The sequence below is a fragment of the Escherichia sp. E4385 genome (assembly GCF_963883145.1).
Lineage (GTDB): Bacteria > Pseudomonadota > Gammaproteobacteria > Enterobacterales > Enterobacteriaceae > Escherichia.
The window spans coordinates 209106-227181 of sequence record NZ_CAWOOJ010000019.1 but is presented as its reverse complement, the minus strand read 5'-3'; the positions used below and the strand labels follow the sequence as shown (position 1 = coordinate 227181).

At 51.6% G+C, this 18076-nt stretch carries 18 protein-coding genes and 1 other RNA gene; 10 read left to right on the top strand and 9 right to left on the bottom strand.

The window, feature by feature from the left end; all coding sequences use genetic code 11:
* Positions 1–149: 149 nt before the first annotated feature.
* Complete coding sequence (srsR, locus tag AACS80_RS19960) at positions 150–1046, top strand: LysR family transcriptional regulator SrsR (RefSeq protein WP_130207863.1); 897 nt, start codon at positions 150–152, stop codon at positions 1044–1046.
* On the opposite strand, the gene scpC is transcribed toward srsR, so the two are convergent.
* The 5 genes from scpC to argP all read right to left on the bottom strand — a co-directional run bounded on the left by scpC (position 1043) and on the right by argP (position 7572).
* Complete coding sequence (gene scpC, locus AACS80_RS19955) at positions 1043–2521, bottom strand: propionyl-CoA:succinate CoA transferase (RefSeq protein ID WP_135490314.1); 1479 nt, start codon at positions 2519–2521, stop codon at positions 1043–1045. The genes srsR and scpC overlap by 4 nt on opposite strands.
* 25 nt (positions 2522–2546) lie before the next feature.
* Entirely contained in the window at positions 2547–3332 is a 786-nt protein-coding gene (gene scpB, locus AACS80_RS19950; RefSeq protein ID WP_130258048.1) for a methylmalonyl-CoA decarboxylase, read from the bottom strand.
* A gap of 10 nt (positions 3333–3342) precedes the next feature.
* Positions 3343–4338 (bottom strand): methylmalonyl Co-A mutase-associated GTPase MeaB, encoded by a 996-nt coding sequence (gene meaB / locus AACS80_RS19945; protein ID WP_138183937.1) that lies wholly within the window; start codon positions 4336–4338, stop codon positions 3343–3345.
* Positions 4331–6475 carry a methylmalonyl-CoA mutase gene (scpA, locus tag AACS80_RS19940; protein ID WP_130207855.1) on the bottom strand — a complete coding sequence of 715 codons (2145 nt, stop codon included), beginning with the start codon at positions 6473–6475 and terminating at the stop codon, positions 4331–4333. The genes meaB and scpA overlap by 8 nt, the downstream gene beginning before the upstream one ends.
* A gap of 203 nt (positions 6476–6678) precedes the next feature.
* Entirely contained in the window at positions 6679–7572 is an 894-nt protein-coding gene (gene argP, locus AACS80_RS19935) for a DNA-binding transcriptional regulator ArgP (protein WP_000828349.1), read from the bottom strand.
* A gap of 329 nt (positions 7573–7901) precedes the next feature.
* On the opposite strand from argP, the gene rpiA reads away from it, so the two are divergent.
* The 3 genes from rpiA to ibsC all read left to right on the top strand — a co-directional run bounded on the left by rpiA (position 7902) and on the right by ibsC (position 10347).
* Entirely contained in the window at positions 7902–8561 is a 660-nt protein-coding gene (rpiA, locus tag AACS80_RS19930) for a ribose-5-phosphate isomerase RpiA (protein WP_130207853.1), read from the top strand.
* A gap of 254 nt (positions 8562–8815) precedes the next feature.
* Positions 8816–10048, top strand: a complete 1233-nt coding sequence (gene serA, locus AACS80_RS19925) for a phosphoglycerate dehydrogenase (protein ID WP_130217979.1) — start codon at positions 8816–8818, stop codon at positions 10046–10048.
* A 239-nt stretch (positions 10049–10287) separates the two neighbouring features.
* Positions 10288–10347 carry a type I toxin-antitoxin system toxin IbsC gene (ibsC, locus tag AACS80_RS19920; RefSeq protein WP_071525914.1) on the top strand — a complete coding sequence of 20 codons (60 nt, stop codon included), beginning with the start codon at positions 10288–10290 and terminating at the stop codon, positions 10345–10347.
* A 100-nt stretch (positions 10348–10447) separates the two neighbouring features.
* Here the strand turns inward: ibsC and AACS80_RS19915 are convergent, their stop codons facing one another.
* The 3 genes from AACS80_RS19915 to zapA form a co-directional block, all read right to left on the bottom strand.
* The gene (locus tag AACS80_RS19915) at positions 10448–11050 is read right to left on the bottom strand and encodes a 5-formyltetrahydrofolate cyclo-ligase (protein ID WP_130207850.1); all 603 of its coding nucleotides are present in this window, start codon (positions 11048–11050) and stop codon (positions 10448–10450) included.
* A 20-nt stretch (positions 11051–11070) separates the two neighbouring features.
* A non-coding RNA gene (gene ssrS / locus AACS80_RS19910) (6S RNA) lies at positions 11071–11254 on the bottom strand.
* Between the two features lie 41 nt (positions 11255–11295).
* Positions 11296–11625 carry a cell division protein ZapA gene (gene zapA / locus AACS80_RS19905; protein WP_001276008.1) on the bottom strand — a complete coding sequence of 110 codons (330 nt, stop codon included), beginning with the start codon at positions 11623–11625 and terminating at the stop codon, positions 11296–11298.
* A gap of 167 nt (positions 11626–11792) precedes the next feature.
* On the opposite strand from zapA, the gene ygfB reads away from it, so the two are divergent.
* The 4 genes from ygfB to ubiI are packed head-to-tail and all read left to right on the top strand — an operon-like array spanning position 11793 to position 16122.
* Positions 11793–12371: a UPF0149 family protein YgfB gene (gene ygfB, locus AACS80_RS19900; protein ID WP_135383206.1), complete on the top strand. Its 579-nt coding sequence runs from the start codon at positions 11793–11795 to the stop codon at positions 12369–12371.
* Positions 12372–12396: 25 nt separating this feature from the next.
* Positions 12397–13722 carry a Xaa-Pro aminopeptidase gene (gene pepP / locus AACS80_RS19895; protein WP_135410363.1) on the top strand — a complete coding sequence of 442 codons (1326 nt, stop codon included), beginning with the start codon at positions 12397–12399 and terminating at the stop codon, positions 13720–13722.
* Positions 13719–14897, top strand: coding sequence for a 2-octaprenyl-6-methoxyphenyl hydroxylase (ubiH, locus tag AACS80_RS19890; RefSeq protein ID WP_130207844.1), 1179 nt, complete (start codon positions 13719–13721; stop codon positions 14895–14897). The genes pepP and ubiH overlap by 4 nt, the downstream gene beginning before the upstream one ends.
* Positions 14898–14919: 22 nt before the next feature.
* A complete protein-coding gene (ubiI, locus tag AACS80_RS19885) occupies positions 14920–16122 on the top strand; it encodes an FAD-dependent 2-octaprenylphenol hydroxylase (protein WP_135410362.1) in 1203 nt (400 codons plus the stop codon).
* Positions 16123–16194: 72 nt separating this feature from the next.
* Here ubiI and AACS80_RS24005 read toward each other — a convergent pair whose 3' ends face one another.
* Positions 16195–16278 carry a hypothetical protein gene (locus tag AACS80_RS24005; protein ID WP_131162011.1) on the bottom strand — a complete coding sequence of 28 codons (84 nt, stop codon included), beginning with the start codon at positions 16276–16278 and terminating at the stop codon, positions 16195–16197.
* Between the two features lie 288 nt (positions 16279–16566).
* On the opposite strand from AACS80_RS24005, the gene gcvT reads away from it, so the two are divergent.
* Together gcvT and gcvH are read left to right on the top strand one after the other, a co-directional pair.
* On the top strand, positions 16567–17661 hold the full coding sequence (gcvT, locus tag AACS80_RS19880) for a glycine cleavage system aminomethyltransferase GcvT (protein WP_130259402.1): 1095 nt from the start codon (positions 16567–16569) through the stop codon (positions 17659–17661).
* A 23-nt stretch (positions 17662–17684) separates the two neighbouring features.
* On the top strand, positions 17685–18074 hold the full coding sequence (gene gcvH / locus AACS80_RS19875) for a glycine cleavage system protein GcvH (protein ID WP_135410361.1): 390 nt from the start codon (positions 17685–17687) through the stop codon (positions 18072–18074).
* The last annotated feature ends 2 nt before the right edge of the window (positions 18075–18076 follow it).

Here is an 18076-nt window from a genome sequence, read left to right as displayed (position 1 = left end):
GTCGGGCTAATGTCTTTATCTGATATCGCCTCTTTTTTCTGTAATTTTCTGTAAAACCATGACGTAAACACCTATCTTTGCTTGCGATTTCATTAAGGATTAACTTACTGAAACGGTTAAGCGGACAGGGATGTTTGGAGGAAGCGGCGATGGATATTTTTATTTCGAAAAAGATGCGCAATTTTATTTTATTAGCGCAAACCAATAATATTGCCCGAGCGGCAGAAAAGTTACATATGACTGCTTCACCGTTCGGCAAAAGTATTGCCGCGCTAGAGGAGCAAATTGGTTATACATTATTTACCCGTAAAGATAATAACATCAGCCTTAATAAAGCCGGGCAGGAGCTTTATCAAAAGCTTTTCCCGGTTTACCAACGGCTTTCTGCGATCGATAATGAAATTCATAATTCTGGACGTCGTTCTCGTGAAATTGTGATAGGTATCGATAATACCTATCCGACGATTATTTTTGATCAGTTAATTAGCCTGGGTGATAAGTATGAAGGCGTGACGGCCCAGCCGGTTGAATTCAGCGAAAATGAGGTTATCGACAATCTCTTCTATCGTCAGCTTGATTTTATTATCTCTCCGCAGCATGTTTCCGCTCGTGTACACGGGTTGGATAATCTAACAATGAGTGAACTGCCGCCGCTGCGACTGGGGTTTCTCGTTTCTCGCCGTTATGAAGAGCGTCAGGAGCAGGAGTTGTTACAGGAGTTGCCCTGGTTACAGATGCGCTTTCAAAACCGTGCTAATTATGAAGCGATGATTGATGCGAACATGCGCCCTTGTGGGATCAATCCAACAATTATTTATCGCCCATACAGTTTTATGGCCAAAATCAGCGCCGTTGAGCACGGACATTTTCTTACGGTGATCCCACATTTTGCATGGCGGCTGGTGAACCCAGCTACGTTGAAATATTTTGATGCACCGCATACGCCAATGTATATGCAGGAATACCTTTATTCACTGAAAAATCATCGCTATACCGCCACGCTGCTACAGCAAATTGCTGAAGATCGTGACGGTACGAGCGATTAACCCAGCATTGAGCCCGTTTCGATCAAATTGCGATGCAGATCGAAAACGTGGCTAAGATCGTGGTGAATATGCCCGCCGGGTGCATTCTCCAGATAGCGATGCAGATAGTCACGGTACATCGGATGTGCGCAGTTATCGATGATAGTGCGCGCGCGCTGAAGTGGAGAGAGGCCACGTAAGTCGGCGATCCCTTGTTCTGTGATGATCACTTTCACGCTGTGTTCGCTGTGATCAACATGGCTGCACATAGGCACGATGGTTGAGATCTTGCCTTCTTTAGCAATCGACGGTGCCATAAAGATCGACAGATACGCGTTGCGTTCAAAATCACCGCTACCGCCGATACCATTCATTAAATTAACGCCGACTACGTGCGTGGAGTTGGCGTGTCCGTAAATATCAAACTCGAGGCCGACATTCAGAGCGATAACACCAAGGCGGCGGATAATTTCTGGGTTATTGGAAATCTCTTGCGGACGTAACACAATGCGACTGGCGAAGTAATCCATATTGGCGTAAATCTTGCGCAGTGAATCGGCAGAAATTGTCAGACTGGAGGCGCTGGCCCCGGTAATTTTGCCGGTTTCCAGAAGATGAACCACAGACTCCTGTAACACTTCCGAATACATCATAAACGGAGGAATTTCCGGGTTTTCCCCCAGACGCGCCATTACCGCATTATTGATGTTGCCTACCCCGCTTTGCAGTGGCAGAAATTCCCGTGGAATACGCCCCTGCGCCATTTCACGCAACAAGAAGGTGACCACATTGTCGGCGATTTGCTGGCACATAGGATTTTGTTTATCCAGCGAGTTGCCTGCATCAGGTAAGTTGGTTTCCACGACGGCGACAATTTTTTTCGGATCGATTTGTACATAGCGGGTACCGACGCGATCCATCGCATGGAAGATCGACACGCTATTGCGCCGCGGTGGTGCGCCAGGAGTCACAATATCCGCCAGTTCGGCGACGCGCGGATCGTGATAATGATTGAGTTCAATGATCACTTTCTTTGCGCGCAGCAACCAAGTCGGGGCATTACCGATCCCACTGGTTAACCAGACACGACCATCCGGAGCGAGGGCTGAGGCTTCAATTACCGCAACATCGATGTCGCCGAAAAAGCCGTAGTTGACCATTTGCGCAACTTCGCTCAAATGCAGATCAACAAAACTAACCGATCCCTGATTGATCTTTTTACGCAATCCCGATGATGTCTGGTATGGTGCGCGCCATGAAACGGCGTCAGCTTCAGAGAGTATGTCATCGGCGGCGGCGCTAATCGACGCTCCGGTCAGCAGGCGAATTTGATACGGTTTTTTCGCCTCATGTTGTTCATTGGCGCGACGGGCAATGGCAACAGGAAGAGCCTTGGGCGAACCCGCAGGGGTAAAACCACTGAATGCCACCATATCGTTGTGCTGGATAATTTCCGCCGCTTCATCGGCGGTCATCCTTGTCCGGGTAATATTCATCCTTTGCTCCTTAGTTCGTGGATCATTAATGACCGACGAAATTAGGTTTACGTTTTTCCAGGAAGGCGTTCATACCTTCCTGATAATCTTCGCTGTCATAAACCGCCCGGCGCATCCCTTGAATACGCTCAAATTCATCTGAATTCATAGTGTGCGCTTCACCCAACACGCGCAGCTCTTCCTTGATTACTGCAATGGCTAACGGTGCTTTTTCGGAAATGTGGTGAGCCATTTGTAAGGTGAAATCTTCCAGTTCATCGGCCTCAACAACGTGGTTAAGAATGCCAACAGCCAGCGCGCGTTGGGCGGTGATTGGCGAAGCGGTAAAAATCAGCTCTTTGACAATGTGGAAGCCCGCGTCGCGAGTCAGGTTGTGGATCCCCACCAGGTTATACGGTACGCCCAGGTTGACTGGCGTCATTGAGAAGGTAGAGGTACTGGCGGCGATGATCAGATCAGAACTCATGATCATTTCAAATGCGCCACCCCAGACGCTACCTTCGACCATCGAAATTACTGGTTTGGGGCATTTTTGGATCACGCGGGTAATTTGACGTAGCGGATCATCGTAAGAGAGCGGATCGCGACCTCCTGACGGTAACTCATGAATGTCGTGACCTGCGGAAAAGACTTTGGAACCACTTGGGGCGCGCAGAATGATGCAGCGGATTTCTGGACGATTGAGATCATTTAATGCCTGAATCAGGTCATCAATAAAGACTTTACTTAACGCATTGAGTTTGCGGGCATAGTTAAACTCAATGACCGCCACTTTGTTGATGATGGCTACATTAACATACTGATAAGACATAAAAATTCCCTTAATTAAAATATTGAGTCTGGATAAAATCACTGAGCTGCCGCAAACCTGTGCGCGGCGAGAGCATATTATTTTTGACCGCTAATAGCGTTTGGCTGTAATAGCGATCGAAATCTTTATTAGTGAACAGGTGGTGCAGTACCTCTTCTTCGGTCTGTTTACGCAGCCATTCCACCGACTGTTGTTGCCGCACCTGTTGTAAACGACCGCTGGTAGTCAGTGCGGTTTTGAAATCGATAATTGCGCGCCAAATTTCATCGATGCCGCATTTTTCCAGTGCACTACAGGTGAGGACCTGGGGCTGCCATTCGTCATATTTGCGACGCAAAATATGCAGAGCGCTTTCGTACATATGGCGGGTAATGGCGACATTGGTGTGGTTATCACCATCATCTTTGTTGATGACAATCAGATCCGCCATCTCCATCAAACCCTTTTTAATGCCCTGGAGATCATCGCCACCACCGGCAATTTGCAGCGAGATAAAGCAGTCCACCATGCGGGCGACTTCCGTTTCTGACTGCCCGACGCCGACGGTTTCAACGATCACCACGTCATAACCCGCCGCTTCACATAACAGCATTAACTCCCGCGCTCGCTGGCTGGCGCCGCCAAGGTGACCAGAGGACGGAACCGGGCGAATAAACGCTGCATCGGCACGCGCCAGTTCGGTCATGCGAGTCTTATCCCCAAGGATGCTGCCACCGGTTACTGGACTGCTGGGATCGACCGCGATAACCGCGACCTTAAGCCCCTGGCAAATCAGTAACATGCCAAAGGCTTCAAGAAAGGTACTTTTTCCTGCTCCTGGCGTGCCGGTAACGCCCAGTCGCAGGGCGTTACCACAAAACGGCATGATGGCATCAAGCAGTTGAGTGCTGAGTGCCTGATGGCGAGGGTGACGGCTCTCAACCAGCGTCATGGCCTGGGCGAGCGTGGCTCGCTCACCCAGACGTAGGCGTCGAATGCTGTCTGCCAGCGTGGCTTCGTTAATCATGATGTTGGCTAATCCGGTTCAGCACATCACGCACGCTGTCGAGCATGGGAGTACCAGGACCGTAAATCGCCGCCACGCCACGCTCTTGCAGGAAGGCATAATCTTGCGGCGGAATAACGCCACCGGCGACCACGCAAATATCTTCGCGCCCCCATTTTTTCAGGGCTTCAACCAGTTCCGGGATCAGCGTTTTATGTCCTGCTGCAAGCGAGGATGCGCCCACCACATGAACGTCGTTTTCCACTGCCAGGCGGGCGATCTCTTCCGGCGTGGAGAACATGGGACTCAAATCAACGTCGAAACCAAGATCGGAATAGGCGCTGGCAATGACTTTCGCTCCGCGATCGTGTCCATCTTGTCCCATTTTGGCGATCAGAATGCGCGGGCGACGACCATTGTCGGCAAGGAACAGCTCCGTTTGCGCAACAATGGCATCAAACTCGAAGGCTGATTTTTCCGACTGATGATAGCTTTGCGCAATGACGCCGGTAACACACTGGCTCGGTACCAGATAACGGTCAAAAGCGGCTTCCAGCGCATCGGATATTTCACCCAGCGTCGCGCGAACGCGAGCCGCATTAACAGCGGCAGCCAGCAGATTTTCGTTATGCTGTGCAGCGTGAGTCAGAGCGTTCAACGCGGCGGTTACGGCGGCATCATCACGGGTGGCGCGAATGCGTTCCAGCGAAGCAATTTGCTCGTTACGCACCATCACGTTGTCGATTTCAAGGACATCAGTTTCATCTTCGTGATCCAGTTTGTACTTGTTGACGCCGACGATCACGCGTTTGCCCTGGTCGATCAACGACTGTTCACGAGCAGACGCTTCTTCGATCATCCTTTTTGGCAGACCTGCTTCGATCGCCTTCGCCATGCCTCCGGCTTCGTCGATCTGATCAATGATGGCTCTGGCCTGTTTCACGATCTGATCGGTTAGTGACTCAACGTAATAAGAACCGGCCAGCGGATCGACGGTGCGACAGAGTTCTGACTCTTCCTGAATAATGATCTGGGTGTTACGGGCAATACGTGCCGAAAAATCGGTCGGCAAACCAAGCGCTTCATCAAAGGCATTTGTATGCAGCGACTGGGTTCCGCCAAGGGTAGCTGCCAACGCTTCAATGGTGGTGCGGATAACGTTGTTATACGGATCCTGTTCGGTGAGACTCCAGCCGGAGGTTTGACAGTGGGTGCGTAGCGCCAGCGATTTCGGATCTTTAGCACCAAACCCGCTTACTGCTTCGCTCCAGAGATAGCGTGCGGCGCGCAGCATGGCGACGTTCATAAACAGGTCCATCCCGATACCAAAGAAGAACGACAGGCGCGGGGCGAAGTCATCAATTTTTAAGCCAGCAGAGAGAGCTGCTTTGATGTACTCAATCCCATCGGCGAGAGTAAACGCCACCTGTTGCACACAGTTCGCACCGGCTTCGCCCATGTGGTAGCCGCTGATGCTAATGGTATTGAAGCGCGGCATATTGCCGGAACACCAGGCGATAATGTCAGCGATAATGCGCATAGAAGGTTTCGGTGGGTAAATATAGGTATTGCGGCAGAGGTACTCTTTGAGGATATCGTTCTGAATTGTACCCGTCAGTTTATCGGGGGGAACGCCTTGCTCTTCTGCCGCCACGATATAAAAGGCCAGCACTGGCAGGACTGCGCCGTTCATGGTCATCGAAACCGACATTTTATCCAGCGGGATTTGGTCGAAGAGCACTTTCATATCTTCTACGGTGTCGATAGCGACGCCCGCTTTGCCAACATCGCCCGCCACGCGCGGGTTATCGGAGTCGTAGCCACGGTGGGTGGCAAGGTCAAACGCCACGGAAAGACCTTTTTGCCCAGCAGCCAGGTTACGGCGATAAAAAGCGTTGGACTCTTTGGCTGTCGAGAAACCGGCATACTGACGGATGGTCCACGGTTGGGCGGTATACATGGTGGCGCGGGGACCACGAACGTACGGCGGCAAGCCAGGAAGGGTACCGGTCACTTCCAGATTGTCGAGATCGGCTTCGGTATACAGTGGCTTGATGGCGATCCCTTCCGCCGTTTGCTGAACCAGTGAGTCGACGGTTTTCTCCCGACGGCTCAACTCCTTGTTGGCAAGCTGTTGCCACTCTTGCACGTTTGACATTATTTGCTCCATAAAACGCAATAAAAATGAGGGTGTTTGCGCTTACGGTGAGCTTTTTATACGGGTTTGTCGCCAGCAAAAAAAATGGAATGGGGCGTCGTTTTTTGCCGTGTGAGATTTGTCTGTTTTGTGACGCTATTCAAAGAATAAAAAAGAAAAAAAGAAAAACGCCTGATATGTGCTATCAGGCGTTAACTGATTGATTAATCCTGACGAAGCACTTTGTGACCATAGTCGAGCAAAGCATCAGTGACTTTACGCATCATGCGGCTTTCAGGGGCAAAGCGATGCCAGTAGAGCATTCGCCGTTGGAATAGCCCGGGCGTCAGATCAATCAACTCTCCGCTGGCCAATTCTTTTTCAATTTGCAGGTGTGGGATCATACAGCAGGTTGTACCCTGGCGAGCGAGCTGCACGAAGGCTTCGGACGAGTTAACGATATGGCACGGTACGCTACCAGGCGGCAGATCGAAGTTTTGCTGCAAAAATGCCTGGTGCATATCGTCAAGATGGTCAAACGCGACTACTGGTGCTTTGAGCAGCGCAGAACGACTTACTCCGTTGGGGAAGTATTTCTCGGCAAACGGTTTGGAGCTGACGAACAGATAGTCGAGCGCGCCAAGTTTATCGACCAGGCAACTGGGCAGCGCCTGATGTTGAATACTCACCGCGCCGACCACTTCACCTCGACGCAGACGCTCCTGGGTGCGAGTTTCATCTTCCACCTGTAAGTTCAGGCGAATAGGCGAATCAGCCAGTACAGGAGCCAGTGCCGGAAGCAACCAGGTTGCCAGACTGTCGGCGTTGACTGCCAGCGAGAGCAGTAGTGGGGTGGAACCGGTTTGTTCATCGCCCAGCCACTCTTCTTCCAGCAGCTCGACCTGGCGAAGCAGTGCCAGTAATTTTTGCCCTTGTTCTGTCGGGCGCGGGGGAACCGTTCGCACCAACAGCGGCTGCCCGAACATATTTTCCAGCTGCTTAATGCGCTGTGAGACGGCTGATTGCGTAATGCACAATTTCTGTGCCGCGCGCTCAAATCCTCGTTCACGTATCACCGCATCCAGTGCCTGTAATGTCCTGTAGTCCGGGCGTTTCATTGCTTTAACCTGCTCCTCAAATTTTCTTATGCCGAACTATGACATAATTTTGCTTTGGGTACAGAGCATTTAACGTATGCAAAAGCAGTCATAATGGAAATTTTGGTTGGCTTTATCGTGCTTTTTTAGTCTTTGTGAGGCGCGAAACCCGCAATGGATATTATTCATATTCGTCATATTATCAAGCCCCTGGCTTACCAGGGCAAAAGAGGATGTCCGGTGTTACCTGTTATTTCATGGATAAATGCGTTGCCGACTTGCTGACGGGGTCCGGGGCGCTTTTTTTGTATATAATGCGTGTGAAATTTCATACCACAGGCGAAACGATCATGACGCAGGATGAATTGAAAAAAGCAGTAGGATGGGCGGCACTTCAGTATGTTCAGCCCGGTACCATTGTTGGCGTAGGTACAGGTTCCACCGCCGCACACTTTATTGATGCGCTCGGCACGATGAAAGATCAGATTGAAGGGGCAGTTTCCAGCTCGGATGCATCCACTGAAAAACTGAAGAGCCTCGGCATTCACGTTTTTGATCTCAATGAAGTAGACAGCCTCGGCATCTACGTTGATGGCGCAGATGAAATCAACGGCCACATGCAAATGATCAAAGGCGGCGGCGCGGCGCTGACCCGTGAAAAAATCATTGCTTCGGTTGCGGAAAAATTTATCTGTATTGCAGACGCTTCCAAGCAGGTTGATATTCTGGGCAAATTCCCGCTGCCAGTAGAAGTTATTCCGATGGCACGTAGTGCAGTGGCGCGCCAGCTGGTGAAACTGGGCGGTCGTCCGGAATACCGTCAGGGTGTGGTGACCGATAATGGCAACGTGATCCTCGACGTCCATGGCATGGAAATCCTTGACCCGATCGCGATGGAAAACGCTATAAATGCGATTCCTGGCGTGGTGACCGTTGGCTTGTTTGCTAACCGTGGCGCGGACGTTGCGCTGATTGGCACACCTGACGGTGTCAAAACTATTGTGAAATGATCTGACGGGGGAACCTCCCCCGTTAAAAAAATTCTCTTCGTTAAATTTGGTGACATGTATCACGCTTTTACTTGGCTATTGCTGATTACTCTAAATAAATCCTCTAATCCAGCATATTCATCCAAGAAATACCTTTGCGTGATATTTCCTCAACATCGCGACGCAAACGTTCATATTGCCGCAATATTATTTTTTGATATGTTGAAAGGCGGACGCAAATCCGCACACAACATTTCAAAGACAGGATTGGGTAAATGGCAAAGGTATCGCTGGAGAAAGACAAGATTAAGTTTCTGCTGGTAGAAGGCGTGCATCAAAAGGCGCTCGAAAGCCTTCGTGCGGCAGGTTACACCAACATCGAATTTCACAAAGGCGCGCTGGATGATGAACAATTAAAAGAATCCATCCGCGATGCCCACTTCATCGGCTTGCGATCCCGTACCCATCTGACCGAAGACGTGATCAACGCTGCTGAAAAACTGGTCGCTATTGGCTGTTTCTGCATTGGGACCAACCAGGTTGATTTGAATGCTGCGGCAAAACGCGGGATCCCGGTATTTAATGCCCCGTTTTCAAATACGCGTTCCGTTGCTGAGCTGGTGATTGGCGAACTTCTGCTGCTATTACGCGGAGTGCCGGAAGCCAACGCCAAAGCGCACCGTGGCGTATGGAACAAGCTGGCCGCAGGTTCTTTTGAAGCGCGCGGCAAAAAGCTGGGCATTATTGGTTATGGTCATATTGGTACACAACTGGGCATTCTGGCAGAATCGCTGGGGATGTATGTTTACTTCTATGATATTGAAAACAAACTGCCGTTGGGCAACGCCACTCAGGTGCAACATCTTTCCGACCTGCTGAATATGAGCGATGTAGTGAGTCTGCATGTGCCAGAGAATGCGTCTACCAAAAATATGATGGGCGCGAAAGAGATCTCGCTGATGAAGCCGGGCTCGCTACTGATTAACGCTTCGCGCGGAACGGTGGTTGATATTCCGGCGCTGTGTGACGCTCTGGCGAGCAAACATCTGGCAGGGGCCGCAATCGACGTGTTCCCGACGGAACCGGCGACTAACAGCGATCCATTTACCTCTCCGCTGTGCGAATTCGACAATGTTCTGCTGACGCCACACATTGGCGGTTCGACTCAGGAAGCACAGGAGAATATCGGCCTGGAAGTTGCGGGCAAATTAATCAAGTACTCTGACAATGGCTCAACGCTCTCTGCGGTGAACTTCCCGGAAGTCTCTCTGCCACTGCACGGTGGGCGTCGTCTGATGCACATCCACGAAAACCGTCCGGGCGTGCTGACTGCGCTGAACAAAATATTTGCCGAGCAGGGCGTTAACATCGCTGCCCAGTATCTGCAAACCTCTGCGCAAATGGGTTACGTCGTTATTGATATTGAAGCTGACGAAGACGTTGCTGAAAAAGCGTTACAGGCCATGAAAGCTATTCCGGGTACTGTTCGCGCCCGTCTGCTGTACTAATCCCCCTTCTCTGATAATCAACGGGCAGGTCACTGACTTGCCCGTTTTTTTATCTCTTTTACCGAGCTAATTACGGCATTTGCATCGCTGTGTAATCGCCTTTGCGAGCCTGCTCGAAGAAATAAATTAAAGCCAGATCAATGCGTTGTGTTTATTCAAAGAGGATTTACGATGGCGGGGCAGCACAGGGCTGTAACGGTAAAGCCCTCACCGAAGCGAGGGCTTAAAGGAGAAGGGTTATGATGCGACTTGTCATCATACTGATTGTACTGTTACTCATAAGTTTCCCAGCTTATTAACAGTCAGTCTCAGGGGAGGAGCAATCCTCCCTTACCCTTACTCACTAAATTAGGTTAAAGAATCAACTATGTCAATCAGGGCGATGCAGGTGTGTCGCTCTCACCACTCCCAGATTTTCGATGGCGTAACCACTGCAGGCAGCGGGACGTCCCATTCTTCTACGGGGAGTTTTTCCACCAACTGGCAATCATGGGCATAACCTACTGGCTGCATGTTGTAGTGCTGCCAGTTTTGCAATGTCCGATCATAAAATCCACCGCCCATTCCCAGCCGTTGACCGAACTCATCAAAGGCGACCAGCGGCGTTATCAGGACGTCTAATCGGGAAAGGGGTAGCACGTCACGCACGTCCAGTTTTGGCTCGTGGATCTTCAACCTGTTCATCACCAGTTCACTCTTAGGATGGTAATTCAGGAACAGTAAATTACCGGCACTAAAGGGATGCAAAACGGGAAGATACACGCGCTTACCTGCGCGCCAGAGTTGCTCTATGAGCGGCTGGGTGTCGAGTTCGCCATCAAAAGAGAGGAAGACAGCGACCGTATGCGCCATCACAACAGGGGGATAACTCATCATCCGCATGGCAGCCTGTTGGCCCATTTCACGTTGTTGTTCCGGCGTTAACGCACGACGACGTTGCCGAATCATTTTGCGGATTTCTTGTCGGGATAATGTCAGTGGGAGTTCTGGTAGTTGCGTCATGGCTGGTGCCAGATAAGAAGGGAATCTCCGAGATGCCGCCGCAGGCTGTAACCCTTGAACCCTCGGTTCAAGGTGAATGTGTCGTCGCAGTTTTAAGGCTTCTCGGACGGACCGAGCATGCTCACCAACCACGGAGCGCCACATTCTTGTGGTATGAAATATCGGCTCAGGGGACTGGCCCGCTTGCGAACATCTCAGAGAAATTTTGTCTTCACGGTTACTCTACCACAGTAAACCGGAAAGTGTCATTCAAAGTTTTGGTTCGTTTTTTCGGTGATGCGACCTTGTTCAAGTAACGCTTGTTCTATGGTCTGTTGCAGCATCCGAATACGCTGTTCCATACTTGCCGCGTAGTCACGAGTCTTCGCTTTTTCTTGCGCTAACTCGTAGCTGATATTCAATGCGGCAATGAAAACCAACTGTTCAGTATTTGTGACTCTAGTGCGTTCTTTCAGATCTTGCAACCGTTGGTTCAGATCGTCCGCAGCCTGATTCAACGCATCCCTTTGGTCAGGCGGGCAGTTCACACGCAGTGAACGGCCAAAAATTTGGATATCGACGGGTTGTGCAGACATGCCACCTTCCTGCTGATTGACTGCGCTGCCTTCGTCTTTAGACCCATGGTCTGCGAAGGGGCGACACTATAGCTACCCTGATGAGAAGAGACAAGCCCTTTTCTGGTCCACCAGGGCCCAAAGTGGTAGCATATCATGAATATTCCTCCCTTTGACGACGAATGCTTATGTCTATACAGAACGAAATGCCTGGTTACAACGAAATGAACCAGTATCTGAACCAACAAGGGACGGGTCTGACCCCTGCTGAGATGCATGGTTTAATCAGTGGGATGATATGTGGCGGTAACGATGACAGCTCATGGCTGCCGCTACTTCACGACCTGACGAACGAAGGCATGGCTTTCGGTCATGAGCTGGCACAGGCTCTGCGTAAAATGCACTCTGCCACCAGTGATGCCTTGCAAGATGACGGCTTCCTTTTTCAGCTTTATCTGCCTGATGGCGATGGCGTTAGCGTTTTCGATCGCGCTGATGCGTTGGCAGGCTGGGTAAATCACTTCCTGCTCGGTCTTGGCGTCACTCAGCCGAAGCTGGATAAAGTGACTGGCGAAACCGGCGAAGCCATTGACGATCTGCGTAACATCGCGCAACTGGGCTACGACGAAGACGAAGATCAAGAAGAGCTGGAAATGTCGCTTGAAGAGATCATCGAGTACGTCCGTGTTGCTGCGCTGTTATGCCATGACACCTTTACTCATCCGCAACCGACCGCACCAGAAGTACAAAAACCGACTCTACACTAAAAACAAAAAACGTAAGGAGAGTGTTATGAGTGAGATATCTCAGCAGGAATTTCAGCGCCGCCGTCAGGCCCTGGTGGAGCAAATGCAACCCGGCAGCGCCGCGCTGATTTTTGCGGCACCAGAAGTGACCCGAAGCGCCGACAGCGAATACCCCTATCGTCAGAACAGCGACTTCTGGTACTTCACCGGCTTTAATGAACCGGAAGCGGTACTGGTGCTGATTAAAAGCGATGACACTCATAACCACAGCGTTTTGTTTAACCGCGTGCGCGACCTGACGGCGGAGATCTGGTTTGGCCGTCGTTTAGGTCAGGATGCCGCGCCAGAGAAACTGGGCGTTGATCGCGCTCTGGCGTTCAGCGAAATTAATCAGCAACTTTATCAACTGCTTAACGGTCTGGATGTGGTTTACCACGCCCAGGGCGAATATGCATATGCTGATGAAATCGTGAATAATGCGCTGGAAAAACTGCGTAAAGGCTCGCGGCAAAATCTCACCGCGCCAGCAACGATGATCGACTGGCGTCCCATTGTTCATGAAATGCGCCTGTTCAAATCGCCGGAAGAGATTGCCGTACTTCGCCGCGCGGGCGAAATCACCGCACTGGCGCATACCCGGGCGATGGAAAAATGCCGTCCGGGGATGTTCGAGTACCATCTGGAAGGCGAAATTCACCACGAATTTAACCGCCACGGTGCACGCTATCCTTCCTATAACACCATTGTCGGCAGCGGTGAAAACGGCTGCATTCTGCATTATACCGAAAACGAATGTGAACTGCGCGATGGTGACCTGGTGTTGATTGACGCGGGTTGTGAATACAAAGGTTACGCGGGCGATATCACCCGCACCTTCCCGGTCAATGGCAAATTCACCCAGGCCCAGCGCGAAATCTACGACATTGTGCTGGAATCTCTCGAAACCAGCTTGCGCCTGTATCGTCCGGGAACATCCATTCAGGAAGTCACCGGTGAAGTGGTGCGCATCATGATTAGCGGCCTGGTAAAACTCGGCATCCTGAAAGGTGATGTTGATGAACTGATCGCTCAGAACGCACATCGTCCTTTCTTTATGCATGGCCTTAGCCACTGGTTAGGACTGGATGTCCATGACGTTGGCGTTTATGGCCAGGAGCGCTCGCGCATTCTTGAACCAGGTATGGTACTGACCGTAGAGCCAGGTCTGTATATTGCGCCGGATGCGGATGTTCCAGAACAATATCGTGGGATCGGCATTCGTATTGAAGACGACATTGTGATTACCGAAAACGGCAACGAAAACCTCACCGCCAGCGTGGTGAAAAAACCGGAAGAAATCGAAGCATTGATGGCAGCTGCGAGAAAGCAATGAGCGTAATCATCGTCGGTGGCGGCATGGCTGGCGCGACGCTGGCGCTGGCTATTTCCCGGTTAAGTCACGGGACGCTGCCGGTACATTTGATTGAAGCGACCGCGCCAGAGTCTCATGCTCATCCGGGCTTTGATGGACGGGCTATTGCGCTGGCGGCGGGCACCTGTCAGCAACTGGCGCGCATCGGCGTCTGGCAATCTCTGGCTGATTGCGCAACCGCCATCACCACCGTGCATGTCAGCGATCGTGGTCATGCCGGATTTGTCACCCTCGCCGCAGAAGATTACCAACTGGCGGCGCTGGGGCAGGTTGTCGAATTACACAATGTCGGGCAACGGCTGTTTGCGCTGTTGCGCAAAGCGCCTGGCGTAACGCTGCATTGCCCGGATCGCATTGCTAATGTTGTTCGTACCCCAGCTAACGTTGAAGTGACGCTGGAGAGTGGCGAGACGCTGACGGGCCGCGTGCTGGTGGCGGCTGACGGTACGCATTCCTCGTTAGCTACTACCTGTGGCGTTGACTGGCAGCAGGAGCCCTACGAACAACTGGCTGTGATTGCGAACGTTGCAACTTCCATTGCGCATGAAGGGCGCGCTTTTGAACGCTTTACGCAACATGGCCCGCTGGCGATGTTGCCGATGTCTGAAGGACGCTGTTCGCTGGTCTGGTGTCATCCACTGGAACGGCGCGAAGAAGTGTTGGCGTGGAGCGACGAGAAGTTTTGCCGTGAACTCCAGTCGGCCTTTGGCTGGCGACTGGGGCAAATTACCCACGCCGGTAAACGCAGTGCTTATCCGCTGGCGTTAACCCGCGCCGCCAGACCGATTACCCATCGCACCGTGCTGGTGGGCAATGCGGCGCAAACCCTGCACCCGATTGCCGGGCAAGGATTTAACCTCGGTATGCGTGATGTGATGAGCCTTGCGGAAACCCTGACCCAGGCGCAGGAGCGCGCAGAAGACATTGGTGATTACGGCGTATTGTGCCGTTATCAGCAGCGTCGACAGAGCGATCGCGAAGCAACCATCGGCGTCACGGACAGTCTGGTACATCTTTTTGCCAACCGTTGGGCGCCGTTGGTTGTCGGGCGCAACATCGGGCTGATGACGATGGAATTATTCACCCCGGCACGCGATGTGCTGGCGCAGCGCACCCTCGGTTGGGTGGCGCGTTGAAGGCGGTTTTAAGGAATAAACAATGCAAAGTGTTGATGTAGCCATTGTTGGCGGCGGCATGGTGGGGCTGGCGGTTGCCTGCGGCTTACAGGGGAGCGGCTTACGCGTTGCCGTACTGGAGCAGCGCGTACCGGAACCTCTGGCGGCGGATGCACCACCACAACTGCGCGTTTCGGCTATCAATGCCGCCAGCGAAAAATTACTCACCCGTCTTGGCGTCTGGCAGGACATCCTCTCTCGCAGAGCCAGCTGTTATCACGGTATGGAAGTGTGGGATAAAGACAGTTTTGGTCACATCTCGTTTGACGATCAAAGCATGGGTTATAGCCATCTTGGGCATATCGTTGAAAACTCAGTGATTCACTACGCGCTGTGGAACAAAGCGCTGCAGTCGTCAGATATCACCCTGCTGGCCCCCGCAGAATTACAGCAGGTCGCCTGGGGAGAAAATGAAACCTTCCTGACGCTGAAAGATGGCAGTATGTTAACGGCGCGTCTGGTAATTGGCGCGGACGGCGCTAATTCCTGGTTGCGCAACAAAGCCGATATTCCGCTGACTTTCTGGGATTATCAGCATCACGCGCTGGTGGCGACCATTCGCACGGAAGAACCGCATGATGCGGTGGCGCGCCAGGTTTTCCATGGCGAAGGCATTCTGGCCTTTTTACCGCTTAGCGATCCGCATCTTTGCTCGATTGTCTGGTCACTGTCGCCAGAGGAAGCGCAGCGGATGCAGCAGGCAGGGGAAGACGAATTTAATCGCGCGTTAAATATCGCTTTTGATAATCGACTGGGTTTATGCAAGGTTGAGAGCGAGCGTCAGGTGTTCCCGCTGACGGGGCGTTATGCGCGCCAGTTTGCCGCGCACCGTCTGGCGCTGGTGGGCGACGCCGCGCATACCATCCACCCGCTGGCGGGGCAGGGGGTAAATCTCGGCTTTATGGATGCTGCAGAGCTGATTGCTGAACTGAAACGACTGCATCGTCAGGGTAAAGACATCGGGCAGTACATTTACCTGCGTCGCTATGAGCGTAGCCGCAAGCACAGCGCGGCGCTGATGCTGGCAGGTATGCAGGGATTCCGCGATCTGTTTTCTGGAGCTAATCCAGCGAAAAAACTGCTGCGTGATATTGGTCTGAAACTGGCCGACACGCTTCCTGGCGTTAAACCGCAACTTATTCGTCAGGCAATGGGATTAAACGATTTGCCTGAATGGCTGCGTTAAAAATTTCTCCTCTTTTGTTTATTTGATACCCATCACACTTTCATCTCCCGGTTTTTCGCCGGGAGATTTTCCTCATTTGAAATAAACTAATTTCACCCGTAATTTCGCATTATATTTTCTAATGCCGTGAATTTTTGATTTAGCGATTTTTGACAATTTTTTAGTTCTTAATATCGCTTTATTCAAAACTGTTTTATTAACTCGTTATGTTTGTTTGCGTGTATCGCATTATTTGGTTTTTTGTCCTGTTGTCATTTTTGAGATTTTTAACCATAAGCTAATGTGATGATCAATTTTTCCTTATGGTTAACTGTCTGTTTCGGTGGTAAGTTCAGGGAAAAGAGAACGATTGCGTTGGGGACCGGGAGTGGCTCCAGTGCTGGGTTTCGTGGTGACAATTTCACCACGAAAAGTTGTCAGCCCCGCTTATTCAATGAGGACAAGATGGCACAACAGACTCCTTTGTACGAACAACACACGCTTTGCGGCGCTCGCATGGTGGATTTCCACGGCTGGATGATGCCGCTGCATTACGGTTCGCAAATCGACGAACATCATGCGGTACGTACCGATGCCGGAATGTTTGATGTGTCGCATATGACCATCGTCGATCTCCGCGGCAGCCGCACCCGGGAGTTTCTGCGTTATCTGCTGGCGAACGATGTGGCGAAGCTCACCAAAAGCGGCAAAGCCCTTTACTCGGGGATGTTGAATGCCTCTGGCGGTGTGATAGATGACCTCATCGTCTACTACTTTACTGAAGATTTCTTCCGCCTCGTTGTTAACTCCGCCACCCGCGAAAAAGACCTCTCCTGGATTACCCAACACGCTGAACCTTTCGGCATCGAAATTACCGTTCGTGATGACCTTTCCATGATTGCCGTACAAGGGCCGAATGCTCAGGCAAAAGCTGCCACACTGTTTAATGACGCCCAGCGTCAGGCGGTGGAAGGGATGAAACCGTTCTTTGGCGTGCAGGCGGGCGATCTGTTTATTGCCACCACCGGTTACACCGGTGAAGCGGGCTACGAAATTGCGCTGCCCAATGAAAAAGCGGCCGATTTCTGGCGCGCGCTGGTGGAAGCGGGCGTTAAGCCATGTGGCCTGGGCGCGCGTGACACGCTGCGTCTGGAAGCGGGTATGAATCTTTATAGTCAGGAGATGGACGAAACCATCTCTCCTTTAGCCGCCAACATGGGCTGGACTATCGCCTGGGAACCGGCAGATCGTGACTTTATCGGTCGTGAAGCCCTGGAAGTGCAGCGTGAACATGGCACAGAAAAATTAGTTGGCCTGGTGATGACCGAAAAAGGCGTGCTGCGTAATGAACTGCCGGTACGTTTTACCGACGCACAGGGCAACCAGCAAGAAGGCATTATCACCAGCGGTACTTTTTCCCCGACGCTGGGCTACAGCATTGCGCTGGCGCGTGTGCCGGAAGGCATTGGCGAAACAGCGATTGTGCAAATTCGCAACCGTGAAATGCCGGTAAAAGTGACGAAACCTGTTTTTGTGCGTAACGGCAAAGCCGTCGCGTGATTTACTTTTTTGGAGATTGATTGATGAGCAACGTACCAGCAGAACTGAAATACAGCAAAGAACACGAATGGCTGCGTAAAGAAGCCGACGGCACTTACTCCGTTGGCATCACCGAACACGCTCAGGAGCTGTTAGGCGATATGGTGTTTGTTGACCTGCCGGAAGTCGGCGCAACGGTTAGCGCGGGTGATGACTGCGCGGTTGCCGAATCAGTAAAAGCGGCGTCAGACATTTATGCGCCAGTAAGCGGTGAAATTGTGGCGGTAAACGACGCACTGAGCGATTCCCCGGAACTGGTGAACAGCGAACCGTATGCAGGCGGCTGGATCTTTAAAATCAAAGCCAGTGATGAAAGCGAACTGGAATCACTGCTGGATGCGACCGCATACGAAGCATTGTTAGAAGACGAGTAACG